Raw genomic sequence first — 17,342 nt, 5'->3', positions numbered from 1 at the left:
AATGAACGCCCCGTTCCGCCTTCCCGCCCGCATCATGGCCGCCCTCGCGCTGGTCTCGGCCCACACCGCCGCCTTCGCGCAAGGCGCCGACCCGGCCGGCTCCGGCCCGATCAACAACGCGCTGCTCTGGCTCCAGGGCACGCTGCTCGGCACGGTCGCCACGACCGTCGCCGTCATGGCGGTCGCTGCGATCGGCTTCATGATGCTCACCGGCCGCATGAACTGGCGCTTCGGCGCGACCGTGATCGTCGGCGTGTTCATCCTGTTCGGCGCGACCACCATCGTCGCCGGCATCCAGTCGGCGGCCGGTTAGACCCGTGAGCGATCTCCTCCGCCATCCGGTGCACCGCGCGCTCACCCGCCCGCAGATGTTCGCCGGCGTGACGATGAACTTCTTCATCATCAACCTGATGGTGACGACGATCGCCTTCCTGATCCTCAAGAGCTGGTGGATCCTGCCCGTTCCGGTGGTGATGCACGTGATCGGCTATTTCGCTTCCCTGCGCGAACCACGGATCTTCGACCTGTGGATCACCAAGGTCAGCAAGTGCCCGCGCGTGCCCAATTTCAAGCGTTGGGGGTGCAACTCCTATGCCCCGTAAGTGGATCGGCGCCGCCGCCTGGAGCGCCAAGGAAGCCAGGGTCGGCGACCGCCTGCCCTATGCCCGCCTGATCGACGAGAACACCGTGCTCCTGCGCGACGGCTCGGTCATGAGCGCGATCCAGGTGCCGGGCCTGCTGTTCGAGACCGAGGATTCGGACGCATTGAACGCCCATGCCGCCACCCGCGAGGTGATGCTGCGGAGCACGCTCGATGCGCGCTTCGTGATGTATCACCACGTCATCCGCCGCCGGGTGGAGGTGGAGCTGGACGCCGAGTTCCCCGATCCCCTCTCGCGCCACATCGATGCGCGATGGAAGCAGCGGCTGGCGGGCGGATCGCTGTTCATCAACGACCAGTTCGTGACCCTCATCCGCCGCCCCGCGCGCGGCAAGACCGGCCTGCCCGAACGCCTGTCGAAGATGTTCAGCCGCGCCGGCGCCGAGGAGCTTGAGGCCGATCCCAAGGACATCCGCAGCCTCAAGGCGGCGATCACCGGTCTGGTCGCCAGCCTGCAGAACTATGGCGCGGCGGTGCTGGGGGACTATCAGGCCCCCGGATCGGGCGGCACCAATTCGGAAATGCTGGAGCTGCTCAGCGCGCTCTACAACGGCGAGATGCGCCCGGTGCGCCGCCCTTCGCCCGAAACCGACATCGGGCACATGCTCCCCTATCGCCGCGCTTCCTTCGGGCTCGATGCGATGGAGCTGCGCGGCAGCGCCGCCCCGGATTTCGCCGCGATCCTCGGCCTCAAGGACTATCCCGAGGCGACCTCACCGGGCCTGCTCGACAACCTGCTGCGCCTGCCCTTCGAGATGGTCGTAACCGAAAGCTACGCCCCCAACGAGCGCACCACCGCCAAGGAGCGGATCGACCTCGCGCTCAGGCGTTCGCGCTCGGTCGACGAGGAGGCTGCTGCTGAGCGGGCGGAGATGCTCGCCGCGCGCGATGCGCTGGGGAACGGGGCGGTCGGCTTCGGCGATCATCACCTGACCGTGCTGGTGCGCGAGACGACGCTCCCCCGCCTCGACGACGCGATGGCCGCTTGCGCCGCAGCGCTCGCCGACACCGGCGCGATCGCTGTGCGCGAGGACACCAATCTCGAACCCGCCTTCTGGGCGCAGTTCCCCGGCAACGAGGAATACATCGTGCGCCGCGCGCTGATCTCGTCCGCCAACATGGCGGGCTTCGGCAGCTTCCACGGCTTCGCGCTGGGGCAGGCGAGCGGCAACCACTGGGGCGATGCCGTGACGCTGCTGGAGACCACCAGCGCCACGCCGTTCTTCTTCAACTTCCACCACGGCGATCTCGGCAATTTCTCGGTCATCGGGCCGAGCGGTTCGGGCAAGACCGTGGTGATGAACTTCCTCGCCGCGCAGGCGCAGAAGTTCAAACCCCGCACCATCCTGTTCGACAAGGACCGCGGGGCGGAGCTGTTCATCCGCGGTATCGGCGGGCGCTATGACCGCATCGCGCCGGGGATGCCGACCGGTTTCAACCCGCTCTCGCTGCCCGACTCGCCGGCGAACCGTGCCTTCCTGCGCGACTGGCTCGCCGTGCTGCTCAAGGCGGAAGGGCCCGAGGAATTCGCCACGATCAGCGCGGCGGTCGATGCGACCTATGCCAATGATCCCTCGCTGCGGCGCCTGCGGCACTTCAAGGAACTGCTCGCGGGCGCGCGGCGTCCCGAACCGGGCGATCTGGCCGACCGGCTGGCGGCATGGATCGGCTCGCCGGGCGGTGACGGCGGGGAGCACGCCTGGCTGTTCGACAACGAGCGCGACCGGCTCGACCTCGCCGAGCGCGTGCTCGGCTTCGACATGACCGCGCTGCTCGAGAACCCGCGCCTGCGCACGCCGACGATGATGTACCTGTTCCACCGCATCGACGAGCGGCTGGACGGGCAGCCGACCATGATCTTGATCGACGAGGGCTGGAAGGCATTGGACGACGAGGTCTTCGCCGCGCGCATCCGCGACTGGCTCAAGACCCTCAGAAAGCGCAACGCGCTTGTCGGCTTCGCCACGCAATCGGCGCGCGACGCGCTCGACAGCCGCATCTCCACCGCGCTGGTCGAGCAGACCGCGACGATGGTGTTCATGCCCAACAGCCGCGCGCGGCCCGAGGACTATATCGACGGCTTCGGTCTCACCGATCACGAATTCGCCCTGATCCGCTCGCTGCCCGCGCACAGCCGCGCCTTCCTGGTGCGCCAGCCGGACGCGAGCGTGGTGGTGCGGCTCGACCTGTCGGGCGCGCCGGAGGTGCTGACGATCCTCTCGGGCCGCGAGAGCGCGGTGCGGCGGCTCGATCTGCTGCGCGAGGCTGTGGGCGATGCGCCCTCGGCCTGGTATCCGCCGCTCACCGGCAGGGCGTGGCCCGATGGCCCCGGCGACCCCGATCCCGATACCCTGTGGCAGGCCGCCGAATGAGCGCGATCTGCGATTCTGCCTCCCAGTCGATGGGCACCGGCGTCTCGGCCGCGCTGACCGCGGTCGACTGCATCGCCAGCGGCGTTTCCGAACAGGCCTTCAACCGCCTTTTCGGGACCGAGGGCCAGCTGGCGCTCGCGCTGACGATCCTGCTCGGGCTTTACGTCGGCTTCTTCGGCATCTCGCTGATGCTCGGCCGGTCGAACCTGTCGGTTCGCGCGCTGGTGCCCAAGATGATGACGCTGGGGCTGGTGCTGACCTTCGCCACCAGCTTCGTCGCCTTCTCGAGCGTGTTCTACAACATCTTCATCGGCGGGCCGGACCAGATCGCCGGAATCCTGACCGGCGTGCGCGGAGAGAGCGCCACGGGCGTCTTCGCCCAGAAGCTCGACGTGGTCTTCCTCGCCGTCCAGCAGGCGAGCGGGGACACCAAGGACATCAGCGCCTTCTCGCCGCCCGGGATGATGTGGATCGGGGCGATGCTGCTCCTGCTCGGCACGGTCGGCCTGCTGGTGACAGCGCGGATCGCGCTGGCGCTGCTGCTGGCGGTCGGGCCGATCTTCGTGGTGCTGGCCCTATTCGAGGGCACGCGCGGGCTGTTCACCGGCTGGCTCAAGGGGCTGACGATGATGGCGCTGGCGCCGCTCTTCGCGTTGCTGGGCGGATCGATCATGCTCGAGATGGCGGTGCCGGTGCTGGCCGCGCTGGTCGCCGTGCCGGGCCAGATCGACCAGCAGGCGGCGATGGCGTTCTTCCTCGTCGGCGCGGTGCACATGGCGCTGATGCTGCTTTCGCTGAAGGTCGCGGGCACGATGGTGTCGGGCTGGCAGGTGTTCGGCCTCGTGCCTTCGAAGGAGCGCGAGCGCGGGCCGGAAGCGCCGCGAGCCGTGCCGGTCGCCGGCCCCGTTGTCGGCACCGCGCCGCGCGGCCCCGCCCTGACCCCTGCGAGCGCGTCGCTGGCCCCCCGCCGGGTCGATGTCGCCCCACTCCAGCCCGGCCTTGCCGCCAACGACGCGGGGCCGGCGGGCACCGTTTCGCGCGAAACCCGCGTCTATGCGACCGGCGGCGGCAGCGGACAGACTGGCCCTGCAGGCCCCGCCGCCTCGCGCACCCGCGGGATCGGCAACCGCTTCCGCACGGCCTCGTCCGCCGCCCCCGCGCCGGCGCCCAAAGCCCCCCCTCCGGAGACCTATCGATGACCCGCGCCGTGCTCCTCGCGAGCCTCGCCCTCACGCTTGCCGCGCCCCTGGCGGCGCAGGATGACCGCCTCCAGACGCTCGTCTTCGACGAGAACGCCGTGGTGCGGATCGACGGCAAGGTGAAGGTCCAGACCACCATCAAGTTCGCCCCCGACGAGGTGATCGAGAACGTCGCCATCGGTGACAGCGCCGCCTGGCAGGTGCAGCCCAACAAGGCGCAGACGATCCTCTTCGTGAAGCCGCTGGAGCCCGCCGCGCGCACCAACATGACGGTGGTGACGGACAAGCGCACCTACCTCTTCGACCTCGTCGCCAGCCCCCGGAATTCGGCGCTTTATGTGCTGCAGTTCCGCTATCCCGAGCTCGAGAAAGCCGCCGAGGAAGCGCGCCTCGCCGCGATCGCCGAGGCCGAGGCGCAGGCCCTGCGCGCGGCGGCGGAACCGGCCGCGATGGGGGGAGACCCGGGGCAAGCCGCCGATCCGACGAAGCTCAACTTCGCCTGGGCGAGCGCGGGGGCGGCGGAACTGATCCCCACCCGCACCTATGACGATGGCGACGCGGTGTTCCTCACCTGGCCGCAGGGCATCGCCATCCCCGCCATTCTCGTCACCAACGAGGATGGCGACGAGGGGCCGGTCAACTACACCGTGCGCGGAGCCACCGTCGTGGTCGAGGGCGTGCCGCCGCAGATCATCCTTCGCTCGGGCCGCGACACCGCGACCCTCACCAACACCGGCCCCATGCCGCCCTCGGCACGGCAGGCGGGGCTCTCCGCGCCGCGGGGCAAGAAGAAGTGACCGCAACCATGATCCATTCCGCCAAGGAGACCGTCTGATGCGTCTGGCCATGCGACTGCCGCCGAAGAAGGGCGAGGGCGGCGACGCCGCCGACCCGCGCGAGCGGGAAAGCGCCGAGATCATCGACCTCGCGAGCCGCGCCGCCTTCCCGGCGGTGACCGACCGCAAGGCCAAGGGCGACGGGCTGCAGCTCGCCGCCGGGGTGGCGGTGGTCGGGCTGCTCGGGGCGGTGACCTTCTGGGCGATGAACGCCGCGCGCACCCCCGAACCGCAGGGCATCGGCAACCCCGCCGTGGCACCGCCGCAGGCTGCCGCCGCGCCCGTGGTGGTTCAGCCGGTCGATCCGGCGCAGCAGCCCGGTGCCGTGCCGGTCGTCCCGCAGGGCGATCCCGCGCCCGCGCCGGTGCTGGTCAACAATCCGGGGTTGATGCCCGAGGCGGCAGTCAATCCCTATGCCAGCCCGCAGCTGGTCTTCGACGCAAGCTCGGCGCGCAGCGTGCGCGTTGCCGAGGGTGCTGCCGTGCCGGCCCCGGGCACGCCGGGCGCGGCGGTCGGCGGTGCGGGCGGCGCGGCGGAGTTCGCCAGCCGCGTCGGCGGGGTCGGCGGCGCGCCCGCCCAAGCCCGCGCCATGACCAACCCCTCGACCACCGTGACCGAAGGCACGCTGATCCCCGCGATTCTCGAGACCGCGATCAACACCGACGTGCCCGGCTATGTCCGCGCCGTGGTGAGCCAGGACGTCAAGAGCTTCGACGGCCGCCGCGTGCTGATCCCGCGCTCCTCGCGCCTGATCGGCCAGTATCAGGCCGGCGTCCAGCAGGGCCAGCGCCGCGCCTACGTGATCTGGACCCGCCTGATCCGGCCCGACGGGGTGTCGGTCAATCTCGGCTCGCCCGCAGTCGGCTTCGACGGGGCGACGGGGCTGGAGGGCGACGTCAACAGCCACTTCTTCAAGCGCTTCGGCTCGGGCCTGCTGCTCTCGGTGGTGGGCGGCCTCGGCGCGGTGGCGACGGGCGGCATCGGCGGCGTGATCGTCGCCGGGGGCGCGCAGGGCGCGGCCAATTCGGCGGTGCAGTCGCAGGGCCAGATCAGCCCGACGATCCGCGTGCGCATGGGCGAGCCGATCCGGGTCTTCACCGCCCGCGATCTCGATTTCAGCGCGGTCGGCGGCTGAGAGCTATGGGCGCGGACATCCACCGGCTGGACTCAGGGGAGGGCGGGGCACCCGCGCCGCTCCCGGCGGAGCGCAGCGTCTATCTCGACGCCTATCTCGCGCCGTTCCGCCGCTGGCTCGACCGCGACACCGTGACCGAGATCATGGTCAATCGCCCGGGTGAGGTGTGGATCGAGGATGCCGCGCAGCCGGGGATGCAGCGCATCGAGACCCCGGAGATCGACGACCGGCTGGTGCAGCGCCTCGCCGAACAGGTCGCGCGCGTCTCGCACCAGGGCATCAACCGCGAACACCCGCTGCTCGGCGCGACGCTGCCCGACGGCGCGCGCGTTCAGTTCTGCGGACCGCCCGCCAGCCGCAAGCACTGGACGATGGCGATCCGCCGGCACCGCCGGCTCGACCTGCCGCTCGACGCCTATGACACGGGCCCGCTCGCGGGGGAGATGCAGTTCGACCTGCCCGACCCGCAGACCCAGCCGATCGCCTTCCTGCGCGCGGCGATCCGGGCGCGGCGCACGATCCTGATCTCGGGCGGCACCAGCACCGGCAAGACCACCTTCCTCAACGCCATGCTGGGCGAGATCCCCAAGGCCGAGCGCGTGGTCCTGGTCGAGGATACGCCGGAGCTGAAGTTCCCGGGCGAGAACGCGGTGGGGCTGGTCGCGGTCAAGGGCGAGCTGGGCGAGGCCAAGGTCACCGCCAACGAGCTGCTCCAGGCCGCGTTGCGCCTGCGCCCCGACCGTATCGTGCTGGGCGAGTTGCGCGGCGCGGAGAGCGTGAGCTTCCTGCGCGCAATCAACACCGGGCACCCGGGCAGCTTCTCGACGATCCACGCCAACAGCTTGCGCGGCGCGCTCGAACAGCTGTCGCTGATGGTGATGCAGACCGGCATCGGCCTCACCCGCTCCGACACCATCGCCTATGCCGCGAGCGTGATCGACGTGATCGTGCAGCTTGGCCGCGATGCCAACGGCAGGCGCGGGATCACCAGCATCGCCGACAGCCGCTCGCTCCTCTGAGCGCGCGGGCGCGCGATTGACATTTGTGTGACAAGCCCCTCATCCTGATTTACACCGGCCCCGTCTGGTAACACATGGCGGCCCGGCGCATCCATGCGCCGGGGTCAGGCCTCGCCCTTTGCGCCCAGTGCGCGGCGGGCGGGTGGAACAGGAAATCGATGAGCACGTCACCGACCGGCAAGAAGCACCGTGCTGCCAGCGCAGGCGCCGCCCAGATGGTGGAGCTGGGACCGGACGAATCCCCCTATTTCAACCGCGAGCTTTCGTGGCTCCAGTTCAACCAGCGCGTGCTGGCCGAGGCCTGCAACGAGGCCTATCCGCTGCTCGAGCGCCTCAGGTTCCTGTCGATCTCGGGCAGCAACCTCGACGAGTTCATGATGATCCGCGTCGCCGGTCTCGTCGGGCAGGTGCAGCGCGGCCTTGCGACCCCCTCGATCGACGGGCGCAGCCCCTCGCAGCAGCTCGCCGCGATCCGCGCCAAGCTGGTCGAACTGAGCGCGATGCAGCAGTCGATCTGGCGCGGCTTGCGGGCAGGGCTGGCCGAAGCGGATATCCACGTCGCCGACGAGGAGCGGGTCAGCCCGGCCGCCCACAAGTGGCTCAAGAGCTTCTTCCTCAACGAGATCCTGCCGATCATCACGCCGCAGGCGCTCGATCCGGCCCACCCGTTCCCCTTCGTCCAGAACGAGGGGATGGGCCTGCTCTTCACCCTGACGCGCGATGCCACGCGCGAACAGCTGATCGAGATGGTGCTGATCCCGAGCGCGCTCCCCCGCTTCGTGCGCGTGCCCGACGAGGTGACCGGGACGGGCGGGGCGCTCTACATCTCGATCGCACGCCTGATCCAGCGCTATGCCGAGGCGCTGTTCCCGGGCTTCACCATCGAGGGCGACGGGCTGTTCCGCGTGCTGCGCGACAGCGACATCGAGATCGAGGAAGAGGCCGAGGATCTCGTGCGCACCTTCCGCAGCGCGATCCAGCGCCGCCGGCGGGGGCAGGTGATCCAGCTAGAGATCGAGGAGGATTTCGATCCGGCGGCAGAAGGCCTGCTGCTCGAACAGCTCGGCATCAACGAGGCAGCGCTGATCAAGACCGACGGGATGATCGGGATCGACGGCCTTGCCGAGATCGTCCGCGAGGATCGCCCGGACCTCAAGTTCGACGCCTATTCCCCGCGCTTTCCCGAGCGCATCCGCGAGCATGACGGGGATGCCTTCTCGGCGATCCGCGAGAAGGACATCGTCATCCACCACCCCTACGAAAGCTTCGAGGTGGTGGTCGATTTCATCCGTCAGGCCGCCGCCGATCCCGAAGTGGTGGCGATCAAGCAGACGCTCTACCGCGCAGGCTCGCAGTCGGCGGTCATCAACGCGCTGATCGAGGCGGCCGAGGCGGGCAAATCGGTGACCGCCGTGGTCGAGTTGAAGGCCCGCTTCGACGAGGAACAGAACCTCAAGTGGGCGAGCAAGCTGGAACGCGCCGGGGTGCAGGTGATCTACGGCTTCACCGACTGGAAGACCCACGCCAAGGTCGCGATGGTGGTGCGGCGCGAGGGCGAGAGCTTCCGCACCTACTGCCACTTCGGCACCGGCAACTACCATCCCGTCACGGCCAAGGTTTACACCGACCTCAGCTTCTTCACCGCCGATCCCAAGCTCGGGCGCGATGCGGCCAAGATGTTCAATTTCGTCACCGGCTATGTCGAACCGCACGAACTGGAGCGCATCCACATCGCCCCGATCGACCTGCGCCAGGAAATCTGCCGCCGCATCGATATCGAGATCGCCAATGCCCAGAAGGGCAGGCCCGCCGCGATCTGGATGAAGTGCAACCAGATCACCGACGAGGCCATGATCGACCGGCTCTATGCCGCCAGCCAGGCGGGCGTGCAGGTCGAACTGGTGGTGCGCGGCATCTGCTGCCTCAGGCCCGGCATCGTCGGCCTGTCGGAGAACATCCGCGTCAAGTCGATCATCGGCCGTTTCCTCGAGCACAGCCGCATCTATGCCTTCGCCAACGGCCACCCGATGCCGAGCGCCCATGCGGCGGTGTTCATCGCGTCGGCCGACATGATGAGCCGCAATCTCGACCGCCGCGTGGAGACGCTGATCCCGATCCTCAACCGCACGGTCCACGACCAGGTGCTCCAGCAGGTGCTGCTCGCCAACATGCTCGACAGCGAGCAGAGCTGGTGGCTCCACCCCGACGGGCACTATTCGCGGGTCGAGGCGGAGCCGGGGGTCAAGCCCTTCAACTGCCACCGCTATTTCATGACCAACCCCTCGCTTTCGGGCCGGGGTGGCGCGCTCGAGGCGGGGGCCGTGCCCAAGCTCTCCCTCAGACGGGGCGCCGCGGCATGATCTGGAACAGGCGGCGGGAAAACCGCGAGAGCGCCGTGAGCGGCGGGACGCCGGAACGCGCGATCATCGACATCGGTTCGAACACCGTGCGTCTCGTCGTCTACGGCGGCACGATGCGCGCGCCCACGGTACTGCTCAACGAGAAGGTGACGGCCAAGCTCGGGCGCGAGATCGCGAGCACGGGGCGCCTCGCCGACGAGGCGATGGGGCTGGCGCTGCGGGGCCTCAGACGCTTTGCGCTGCTGCTCGGCGATCTCGGGATCAGGGATGTCGAGGTGGTCGCCACTGCGGCGGTGCGCGATGCCGCGAACGGACCGGACTTCGTCGCCGAGCTGCGCGCGATCGGCCTGTCTCCGCGGGTCATCTCCGGCGAGGAGGAGGCGCTGCTCAGCGCCCACGGCGTCATCGGTGCCTTCCCCGAGGCGCGCGGGATCGTCGCCGACCTCGGCGGCGGGAGCCTCGAACTGGTGCGGGTCGCGGGCGGCACGACCGAGGGGGCGAGCACGCTGCCGCTCGGCACGCTGCGCCTGCCCGAACACCGCGGCAAGAACCGGGGCGAGATGAGGAAGTCGCTCGACAAGGCGATCCGCAAGGCCGGTTGGGACCTCGCCGCAAACCCGCCCGAGGTGAACGGGGCGCTCTATCTTGTGGGCGGCACCTGGCGGGCGATGGCGGTCTTCGCGATGGCCGCGCGCGGCTGGCCGCTGAGCGATCCCCACGGCTTCGAACTCGACGCCGCCGGCGCCCGGCAGCTTGCCGAGATGCTCGCGCTGTCCGAGAGCGATGCACTCAAGGGTCGCGACCGGATCTCGGCGATGCGCGCCGAGAAGCTGCCCGATGCCGCGGTGCTGCTGCAGGCGCTGCTGGCGCGGCTGGCGCCGGAGAAGGTGGTGTTTTCCTCGTGGGGCCTGCGCGAGGGGCTGCTCTACGATCGCCTGCCCGCCCACACCCGCGCGGCCGACCCGCTGCTTGCCGGTGTGGCGGTCTTTGCCGGGCAGCGCGGGACGCAGGCGACGCTGGCGACGCGGATGGCCGCGTGGACGCTCGACGCCGCGCCTGCGCGCGAACACGGTTCGGAACGGCTGCGGCTCGCGGCAACCATGCTCGCGCTCGCCTCGATGCAGATCGAGCCCAACATCCGCCTGCCGCAGGCGATCAACTGGGCGCTGCACAAGCGCTGGATCGGGATCGACGGCAAGGGCCGGGCGATGCTCGCCGCGGCGATCGCCGCCAACGGCAACCAGCTTTCCCTGCCCGAAGAGGTGCGCGCGCTGGCGAGCGAGGCGGCGCTCGAGGAAGCCGTGCGCTGGGGCCTCGCCCTACGGCTTGCGCGGCGGCTGGGCGCGCAGGCGCCCCGCTCGCTGGAGGTCAGCCGGCTGCGGGTCGACGGGGGCGCACTGGTGCTGGAACTGGCGGAAAGCCACGCCGCGCTATTCGGCGCGCCGACCGAGAAGGACATGAAGCTGCTCGCCGGCCGGCTCGGGCTCGGCTGGCGGGTCGATATCGTCAGCGAGATCGAGATGTAGGCCTGGCGTCAATCCGTTCGTGCTGAGCCTGTCGAAGCACCGTCCTTGTCCTTGGCCGTCAGCAAAAGGAAAGGCAGCCGTTGACGCTGCGCGTCAGCTTCGCTTCCGACAAGCTCAGGGCGAACGGATGCTGGATTACGCCGGCTTTTCGCTCCCGAAGGGCGAGAAGTCGGTGTCGATGTCGTAGAGATCCACGCCCTCGGCCGCCTTCAGCCGGTTCACCACCAGATATGTCACTGGCGTCAGCACAGCCTCCCACACGACCTTCAGCGCCCAGTTGGTGACCATCACGGTCAGCACCGCATCGGTCGTCCAGATGCCGTAGAAGGCGACCGGATAGAAGATGAGGCTGTCCACCCCTTGGCCGACGAAGGTCGAGCCGATGGTGCGCGTCCACAGGGCGTGGCCCCGGGTCCAGACCTTCATCTTGGCCATCACGAAGGAGTTCACGAACTCGCCAGCCCAGAACGCGGTGATCGAGGCGACGACGATGCGCCAGGTGCTGCCGAACACGCTTTCATAGGTCAGCTGGCAGATCGCCCCGCCGGGGATCGCCGGATCGGCATTCGACGTCGCCGGGCGCTCTCCGCCAAAGCCGCTCGCGGCGCACTCCCACCCGTCGAACGGGGGGAGGGCGGTGACGATGTAGGACATGAAGGCGAGGAAGATCATCGCCGCCGTCCCCACCCAGATCACGCGGCGCGCCTTGGCGAAGCCGTAGATCTCGGTCAGCACGTCGCCGATCACGTAGCCCAGCGGGAAGAACAGGATGCCCGCGCCGTAGATGAAGGTGCCGTCGGGCGCGGGCCACCAGCCTTCGGGCCAGAAAGGCACGCTGACATAGGTCAGCTTGGCCGCGCCGATGATGTTGGAAAGCAGCAGGATCGCCACGAATCCCGCCATGACGAGGTCGTAATAGCGGAAGGTCACCGGCGGACGCGAAGTGGCGATGATCCCGTCGGTCGGATCGCGGTCGAAGGCGGCGGCGGGATCGAGGGGCTCGGGGGCGGTCGGAGCGGCGTTTTCCATCGCCAGCACGCCTAGCGCGTTTCCCTTGTGCGGCAAAGCGCGCTATTGGCGGCTCCGGCGCGCGCCCGTAGCTCATCTGGATAGAGCGCGAGACTTCTAATCTTGAGGCAGCAGGTTCGAGTCCTGCCGGGCGCGCCACCGTCGCATCGCGGCGTTTGTCACACCCTGCGCGCCGTGCTAGCCGCCCGCCATGCACTCCCCCGCACGCGAACCCCCCGGCGAACCGGTGCCCGGCGCGGCCCCGCCTGCGGCGGATGTCAGCATCGTCATCGTCAATTACCGTGCGGCGGACGAGGTGATCGATTGCCTCGCCAGCCTCTACGGGCAGGATCACGGCCGCAGTATCGAGGTGATCGTGGTCGACAATGCCTCGGCCGACGGGGGGGCGGCGCGGATCGCGGCGGCCTACCCTCAGGCCCGGGTGCTGGAAATGGCCGAGAACCTCGGCTTTGCAGGTGGCAACAATGCCGGCCTCGCGGTGGCGCAAGGGCAGTTCCTGCTGCTGCTCAACCCCGACACGCAGTTGCCCGAAGGCGTGCTGCGCGCGGTGTGCGACCGGCTTGCGGCCGACCCCGGCATCGGCGTGATCGGTGTGCCGCAGGAGGTGGGAGGCGGGCAGATCGTCAGCTCCGCGCTGCGTGACCTCACGCCCGGACATTTCCTCGTCCGCGCCTTTCTGCCCGCAGGGGTCATCGCGCGGTTCCTGCCGCGCTACAACATCCGCTATCCGGAGCACGAGCCCCGCGCCGAGTTCGCGTGCGAGGCGGTGGTCGGCTGTTTCATGGCGATGCGGCGCGACGTGATCGACACGGTTGGCCCGCTCGACCAGCGGATATTCATCTACGCCGAGGAGCGGGAGTTCTGCCACCGTGTCCGCCGTGCGGGCTACCGGATCCTGCACATGGGGGGGCTGTCGGTGATCCATCACCAGGGCGTGACGACGCGCTCGATCCCGATCTGGCGCGATGTGCAGACGCAGCAGGGGCAGCTGGTCTATATCCGCCTCACCCAGGGCACCGGCGCCGCGCGGCTGGCGGGGGCAGCGATGAGCCTGTCGCACCTCGTGCGCCTTCCGATCGAACTGGCAATGGTCGGCCCGCTGTGGAAGCAGCGGCTGGAATGCCGGTTGAAGCGCCTCAGCCGCTCCCTGAAGGCGGTTCTCACCCCGCCCGAACAGACCCGGCAGGCGATCGACTGACGCCCCGTCTGGCGTTCAGCCCCGCGCCACCGTTTCCAGCAATTCGCCCGTCACCGGATAGCCGGCATCGGCAAGGATCGTCAGCCACGGCTTGCCGTCCTGCTCGACGATCTGGGGCATGATGGTGCGCACCGGGATCGCCTCGGCCTGGGCCTTCGCCTCGGCGAAGCTTGCGAACAGGGCGAGGCGTTCGAGATTGCGGCGGGTGGGGAAGATCAGCTTTATGTCACCCTCGGCCGCGGCATCGAGCGCGCCCTGCGCCGTGGTCCAGAACAGACGGGTGTTCTCCGAGGCGTCGATCGACACCTCGACCGCGCCGGTGCCGAGGTCGGCGAGGTAGAAGCGCGTGTCGTAGACGCGCGGGATGTTCTCGTTTTTGGGGAACCAGCGCGCGAAGGGGACGATCTGGGCAAGATCGAGCCGCCAGCCGAACGCCGCGAGCACCGGGGCGAGCGCGCCGGTCTCGGCCAGCATCGCCCGTGCCGCCGCCGCGCTGGCGGCGTCGATCGCGCCCGCAAGGCCGAGCGCGAGGCCGGTCTCCTCAAGGGTCTCGCGCACAGCCGCGATCTGGTGGGCGGCCTCGTCGGGCGCGAGGCCGTGCTCGGCCGCGACGGTGTCGGCGAGCGCATAGTCCGCAGGGTCCACCCTTCCGCCGGGGAACACCGCCATGCCGCCCGCGAAGGTCATTTCGCGCGAGCGCACGGTCATCAGCACCTCCGGCGCACCCCCGTCGGGGGCGTTGCGGAAGATGATGATGGTCGCGGCGGGGATGCCCTGGGGCGCGGAATCATGGGTCATTGCGGCAAAGGATGGCCTTGCGGCAGGCGCTTGCCAAGGGGGAAGGCGCATCCCTGCCGCTTTGGAGAGGGGTGTCGGCGCGCTTTACAACTGCTCCCGGCGCGGCGATGCGCATGGCGCGGAAAACCGCAGATTTCCGTGCTTTCGCGAGTTTGGCACGGGCCCTGCATAGTATGTGGCGGTCCCAATGGTCTTCGACGCGAGGCGCGACCCTTCCTGGTCTCCGGGTTGCGCCTCCCCGAAAATGAAGAAGCGCCCCGCACTGGTCCTGCGGGGCGCTTTTTTGTTGCGCCTCAGGCGCCGGCGCGGGCCGTCCGGCCCGCCTGGCTATCCTCCGGGGGCCCGGCCCCTTGCGGGGCCACCCCTTCGGGCGCGCGTTCGCGCTTGCGGCCCTTCGGGCCGATCAGTGCCAGTCTGCCATGGAGTGCTGATATCGGTCGCGCCAGCGACCGCAAGGCCGAACGGCCGCCCGCAGGCGCCCCGTAGCGAAGCGCAGGGAAAAACGCCGAGGACCCACCCGCGCAAGGCGGGTGCGGAAAACAAGAAATCAACCGACCTTGGCAACGCCCTGCTGGTCGAGCAGCTGCTGCAGTTCGCCCGCTTCGAACATCTCCATCATGATGTCGCTGCCGCCCACGAATTCGCCCTTCACGTAGAGCTGGGGGATGGTCGGCCAGTCGGAGAAGCTCTTGATGCCCTGGCGGATTTCCATGTCCTGCAGCACGTCGACGCTTTCATAGGCGACGCCGCAATGGTCGAGGATCGCCACCGCGCGGCTGGAGAAGCCGCATTGCGGGAACAGCGGCGTGCCCTTCATGAACAGCACCACGTCGTTGGCGGTGACGAGATCGGCAATGCGGGCGTTGACGTCGGACATTGAATGGGTGCCCCTGAAGGTGGGTTGATCGTTGCGGTTTACTTGGGGACCACGGTGGTGACTTGCAAGGCGTGCAGCACGCCCCCCATGCGTCCGCCCAGCGCGGCATAGACCAGCTTGTGCTGCGCGACCCGGCTGAGGCCCGCGAATTGCGGTGCGGTGACGGTCGCCGCCCAGTGGTCATCGTCGCCGGCGAGATCGGTGAGTTCGACCTCGGCCCCCGGCAGCGCGGCGAGGATCGCGCCCTCGATCTCGGCGGCGGTCATCGGCATGAGGTCACACCCCGCCGAGCAGCTGGCGGCGCGCCTCGATGGTCAGCTCCTCGAGCTTCATGCGGATGTCGGATTCGCTGACACTGGCCTGCGCTGCGGTGAGATCGCCGAGCAGCTTGCGCACCACGTCCTCGTCGCCCGATTCCTCGAAGTCGGCCTGCACCACCGCCTTGCGATAGGCGTCGGTTTCCTCCGGGGTGAGCTTCATCAGCCCGGCCGCCCATTCGCCCAGCAGCTTGTTGCGGCGCGCAGCGATGCGGAATGCGGTTTCTTCCTCGAGCGCGAAGTGGGCCTCCTCGGCGCGTTCGCGGTCCTTGAAATCGGTCATGCGATATGTGTCCCTTCGGGTACGATCCGCCTGATCCGATAAAGCGGGCAGGGCGCGGCTTCAAGCACGAAGCCGCACCCCGCCCGCACAATCACGATACATTATTCCATCGTCACCACGAGCTTGCCCACCGCCTCGCGCGCTTCGAGCTTGGCGATGGCATCGCCGGCGCGGGCGAGGGGGAAGGTCTCGGAGACGAGCGGGTCGATCTTGCCGGCCTGCATCAGGTCGAACAGCTCGGCAACCTGCGCGCGGAAGGCCTCGGGCTCGCGCGCGGTGAAGGCGCCCCAGAACACGCCGCAGATGTCGCAGGACTTCAGCAGGGTGAGGTTGAGCGGCATCTTGGCGATCCCCGCCGGGAAGCCGACCACCAGGAAGCGGCCCTCCCAGGCGATGGCGCGCAGCGCGGGCTCGGAATATTGCCCGCCGACGATGTCGTAGACGATGTTTGCGCCTTCGGGGCCGCAGGCCTTCTTGAAGGCGTCTGCAAGGGCTTTGGAGCCGTCCTTGTCCATCGCCTCGCGAGGGTAGATCACGACCTCGTCGGCCCCCGCCTTGCGGGCGACCTCGCCCTTGGCTTCCGAGGACACGGCGGCGACCACGCGCGCGCCGAAGGCCTTGGCAAGCTCGATCGCCGAGAGGCCGACACCGCCCGCTGCCCCGAGGATCAGCACGGTGTCGCCCGCCTTGATGTGCCCGCGGTCCTTGAGGCCGTGGATGGTGGTGCCGTAGGTCATCAGCAGCGAGGCAGCCTTCTCGAAGGGCACGCCATCGGGCACCTTGAACATCCGGCCCGCGGGCACCACGACCTTTTCGGCAAGGCCCCCGTTGCCGATCCCGGCGAGCACCTTGTCACCCACCGCGAAGCCCTCGACCCCTTCGCCGACCGCCTCGATCACGCCGCTGATCTCGCCGCCGGGCGAGAAGGGGCGCTGCGGCTTGAACTGGTACATGTCGCGGATGATCAGCCCGTCGGGATAGTTGATCGCGCAGGCCTTGACCGCGACCAGCACCTCGCCCTTGCCGGGGGTCGGCGCGTCGATCTCGTCGAGCGTCAGGGTCTCTGGCCCGCCGGTCTGGTGGGTGCGGATGGCTTTCATGGTCTCTCTCCGTGTTTGTCGAATGTCAGGCGGCGGTGCCGCGCATCAGCCATGGCTGGGTGGCGGTGCGCTGTGCCTCGAAGGCGCCGATCGCCTCGCCGCGCGCCATGGTAAGGCCGACCTCGTCGAGCCCGTTCAGCAGGCAGTGCCGCCGGAAGGGATCGAGTTCGAAGGTGAAGCGGTCCTGATAGGGGGTGGTGACGGTCTGCGCTTCGAGATCGACGGTGATCTCCAGACCCTCGCGCGCGACCTCGAGCAGCCGGTCGACCGCTTCCTGCGGCAGGACCACGGGCAGGATGCCGTTCTTCACGGCGTTGCCCGAATGGATGTCGGAAAAGCTCGGCGCGATCACCACGCGGATGCCGAGGTCGAGCATCGCCCAGGCCGCGTGCTCGCGGCTGGAACCGCAGCCGTAATTGTCGCCCGCGATCAGGATCGGCGCGCCCTTGTAGGCAGGGTCGTCGAAGACATTGCCCGGCTCCGCGCGCAGCACCTCGAACGCGCCCGCGCCCAGCCCCTCGCGGCTGATGGTCTTGAGCCACTTGGCGGGGATGATGATGTCGGTGTCGACATTCTTGAGGCCGAGCGGAATGGCGCGGCCTTCGACGCGGGTGAGGGGCTGCATCGGGGTC

17 protein-coding genes and 1 tRNA gene are annotated in these 17,342 nt (G+C 69.1%); 11 read left to right on the top strand and 7 right to left on the bottom strand.

Going from position 1 to position 17,342, the window contains the following annotated elements; translation table 11 throughout:
* The first annotated feature begins 1 nt into the window (after position 1).
* The 9 genes from CBR61_RS14800 (at position 2) to CBR61_RS14760 (ending at position 11,108) form a co-directional block, all read left to right on the top strand.
* Positions 2–313, top strand: a complete 312-nt coding sequence (locus tag CBR61_RS14800) for a TrbC/VirB2 family protein (RefSeq protein ID WP_088915067.1) — start codon at positions 2–4, stop codon at positions 311–313.
* Positions 314–317: 4 nt separating this feature from the next.
* The gene (locus tag CBR61_RS14795; RefSeq protein WP_088915066.1) at positions 318–602 is read left to right on the top strand and encodes a type IV secretion system protein VirB3; all 285 of its coding nucleotides are present in this window, start codon (positions 318–320) and stop codon (positions 600–602) included.
* Positions 592–3,033, top strand: coding sequence for a VirB4 family type IV secretion/conjugal transfer ATPase (locus CBR61_RS14790; protein WP_088915065.1), 2,442 nt, complete (start codon positions 592–594; stop codon positions 3,031–3,033). Before CBR61_RS14795 ends, CBR61_RS14790 begins: the two co-directional genes overlap by 11 nt.
* Complete coding sequence (locus CBR61_RS14785; protein ID WP_088915064.1) at positions 3,030–4,232, top strand: type IV secretion system protein; 1,203 nt, start codon at positions 3,030–3,032, stop codon at positions 4,230–4,232. The genes CBR61_RS14790 and CBR61_RS14785 overlap by 4 nt, the downstream gene beginning before the upstream one ends.
* The gene (locus CBR61_RS14780) at positions 4,229–5,029 is read left to right on the top strand and encodes a TrbG/VirB9 family P-type conjugative transfer protein (RefSeq protein ID WP_088915063.1); all 801 of its coding nucleotides are present in this window, start codon (positions 4,229–4,231) and stop codon (positions 5,027–5,029) included. Before CBR61_RS14785 ends, CBR61_RS14780 begins: the two co-directional genes overlap by 4 nt.
* Positions 5,030–5,066: 37 nt before the next feature.
* Positions 5,067–6,203, top strand: coding sequence for a TrbI/VirB10 family protein (locus CBR61_RS14775; protein WP_233996752.1), 1,137 nt, complete (start codon positions 5,067–5,069; stop codon positions 6,201–6,203).
* Between the two features lie 5 nt (positions 6,204–6,208).
* Positions 6,209–7,222, top strand: coding sequence for a P-type DNA transfer ATPase VirB11 (virB11, locus tag CBR61_RS14770; RefSeq protein ID WP_088915062.1), 1,014 nt, complete (start codon positions 6,209–6,211; stop codon positions 7,220–7,222).
* A 215-nt stretch (positions 7,223–7,437) separates the two neighbouring features.
* Complete coding sequence (locus CBR61_RS14765) at positions 7,438–9,582, top strand: RNA degradosome polyphosphate kinase (RefSeq protein WP_088915650.1); 2,145 nt, start codon at positions 7,438–7,440, stop codon at positions 9,580–9,582.
* Positions 9,579–11,108: a Ppx/GppA family phosphatase gene (locus tag CBR61_RS14760; protein ID WP_088915061.1), complete on the top strand. Its 1,530-nt coding sequence runs from the start codon at positions 9,579–9,581 to the stop codon at positions 11,106–11,108. Before CBR61_RS14765 ends, CBR61_RS14760 begins: the two co-directional genes overlap by 4 nt.
* Positions 11,109–11,243: 135 nt before the next feature.
* Here the strand turns inward: CBR61_RS14760 and CBR61_RS14755 are convergent, their stop codons facing one another.
* Positions 11,244–12,137, bottom strand: a complete 894-nt coding sequence (locus CBR61_RS14755) for a queuosine precursor transporter (protein ID WP_088915060.1) — start codon at positions 12,135–12,137, stop codon at positions 11,244–11,246.
* A 61-nt stretch (positions 12,138–12,198) separates the two neighbouring features.
* Here CBR61_RS14755 and CBR61_RS14750 point away from each other — a divergent pair.
* Positions 12,199–12,275: transfer RNA gene (locus CBR61_RS14750), tRNA-Arg, on the top strand.
* 52 nt (positions 12,276–12,327) lie between these two features.
* Entirely contained in the window at positions 12,328–13,335 is a 1,008-nt protein-coding gene (locus tag CBR61_RS14745; protein WP_088915059.1) for a glycosyltransferase family 2 protein, read from the top strand.
* Between the two features lie 15 nt (positions 13,336–13,350).
* Here CBR61_RS14745 and CBR61_RS14740 read toward each other — a convergent pair whose 3' ends face one another.
* From CBR61_RS14740 to leuD, 6 genes are all read right to left on the bottom strand, one after another.
* Positions 13,351–14,133, bottom strand: coding sequence for an NUDIX hydrolase (locus CBR61_RS14740; protein WP_088915058.1), 783 nt, complete (start codon positions 14,131–14,133; stop codon positions 13,351–13,353).
* Positions 14,134–14,680: 547 nt separating this feature from the next.
* On the bottom strand, positions 14,681–15,010 hold the full coding sequence (grxD, locus tag CBR61_RS14735; RefSeq protein ID WP_088915057.1) for a Grx4 family monothiol glutaredoxin: 330 nt from the start codon (positions 15,008–15,010) through the stop codon (positions 14,681–14,683).
* 38 nt (positions 15,011–15,048) lie between these two features.
* Complete coding sequence (locus CBR61_RS14730; protein ID WP_088915056.1) at positions 15,049–15,282, bottom strand: BolA/IbaG family iron-sulfur metabolism protein; 234 nt, start codon at positions 15,280–15,282, stop codon at positions 15,049–15,051.
* 4 nt (positions 15,283–15,286) lie between these two features.
* The gene (locus tag CBR61_RS14725) at positions 15,287–15,610 is read right to left on the bottom strand and encodes a DUF1476 domain-containing protein (protein ID WP_088915055.1); all 324 of its coding nucleotides are present in this window, start codon (positions 15,608–15,610) and stop codon (positions 15,287–15,289) included.
* A gap of 101 nt (positions 15,611–15,711) precedes the next feature.
* On the bottom strand, positions 15,712–16,710 hold the full coding sequence (locus tag CBR61_RS14720) for an NADPH:quinone oxidoreductase family protein (protein ID WP_088915054.1): 999 nt from the start codon (positions 16,708–16,710) through the stop codon (positions 15,712–15,714).
* A gap of 25 nt (positions 16,711–16,735) precedes the next feature.
* Positions 16,736–17,335, bottom strand: coding sequence for a 3-isopropylmalate dehydratase small subunit (gene leuD, locus CBR61_RS14715; protein ID WP_088915053.1), 600 nt, complete (start codon positions 17,333–17,335; stop codon positions 16,736–16,738).
* Between the last annotated feature and the right edge of the window lie 7 nt (positions 17,336–17,342).

The organism is Porphyrobacter sp. CACIAM 03H1 (assembly GCF_002215495.1).
In the GTDB taxonomy this organism is placed as follows: domain Bacteria; phylum Pseudomonadota; class Alphaproteobacteria; order Sphingomonadales; family Sphingomonadaceae; genus Erythrobacter.
The sequence above is the reverse complement of the archived record's forward strand: the minus strand, read 5'-3'. Positions and strand labels throughout refer to the sequence as shown.

What these genes read in the sequence shown, in the direction of transcription:
- CBR61_RS14800 (WP_088915067.1), top strand. Translation starts at nt 2, where the DNA reads ATGAACGCCCCGTTCCGCCTTCCCGCCCGCATCATGGCCGCCCTCGCG.
- CBR61_RS14790 (WP_088915065.1), top strand. Translation starts at nt 592, where the DNA reads ATGCCCCGTAAGTGGATCGGCGCCGCCGCCTGGAGCGCCAAGGAAGCC.
- CBR61_RS14785 (WP_088915064.1), top strand. Translation starts at nt 3,030, where the DNA reads ATGAGCGCGATCTGCGATTCTGCCTCCCAGTCGATGGGCACCGGCGTC.
- CBR61_RS14780 (WP_088915063.1), top strand. Translation starts at nt 4,229, where the DNA reads ATGACCCGCGCCGTGCTCCTCGCGAGCCTCGCCCTCACGCTTGCCGCG.
- CBR61_RS14775 (WP_233996752.1), top strand. Translation starts at nt 5,067, where the DNA reads ATGCGTCTGGCCATGCGACTGCCGCCGAAGAAGGGCGAGGGCGGCGAC.
- virB11 (WP_088915062.1), top strand. Translation starts at nt 6,209, where the DNA reads ATGGGCGCGGACATCCACCGGCTGGACTCAGGGGAGGGCGGGGCACCC.
- CBR61_RS14765 (WP_088915650.1), top strand. Translation starts at nt 7,438, where the DNA reads ATGGTGGAGCTGGGACCGGACGAATCCCCCTATTTCAACCGCGAGCTT.
- CBR61_RS14760 (WP_088915061.1), top strand. Translation starts at nt 9,579, where the DNA reads ATGATCTGGAACAGGCGGCGGGAAAACCGCGAGAGCGCCGTGAGCGGC.
- CBR61_RS14755 (WP_088915060.1), bottom strand. Translation starts at nt 12,137, where the DNA reads ATGGAAAACGCCGCTCCGACCGCCCCCGAGCCCCTCGATCCCGCCGCC.
- CBR61_RS14745 (WP_088915059.1), top strand. Translation starts at nt 12,328, where the DNA reads ATGCACTCCCCCGCACGCGAACCCCCCGGCGAACCGGTGCCCGGCGCG.
- CBR61_RS14740 (WP_088915058.1), bottom strand. Translation starts at nt 14,133, where the DNA reads ATGACCCATGATTCCGCGCCCCAGGGCATCCCCGCCGCGACCATCATC.
- grxD (WP_088915057.1), bottom strand. Translation starts at nt 15,010, where the DNA reads ATGTCCGACGTCAACGCCCGCATTGCCGATCTCGTCACCGCCAACGAC.
- CBR61_RS14730 (WP_088915056.1), bottom strand. Translation starts at nt 15,282, where the DNA reads ATGCCGATGACCGCCGCCGAGATCGAGGGCGCGATCCTCGCCGCGCTG.
- CBR61_RS14725 (WP_088915055.1), bottom strand. Translation starts at nt 15,610, where the DNA reads ATGACCGATTTCAAGGACCGCGAACGCGCCGAGGAGGCCCACTTCGCG.
- CBR61_RS14720 (WP_088915054.1), bottom strand. Translation starts at nt 16,710, where the DNA reads ATGAAAGCCATCCGCACCCACCAGACCGGCGGGCCAGAGACCCTGACG.
- leuD (WP_088915053.1), bottom strand. Translation starts at nt 17,335, where the DNA reads ATGCAGCCCCTCACCCGCGTCGAAGGCCGCGCCATTCCGCTCGGCCTC.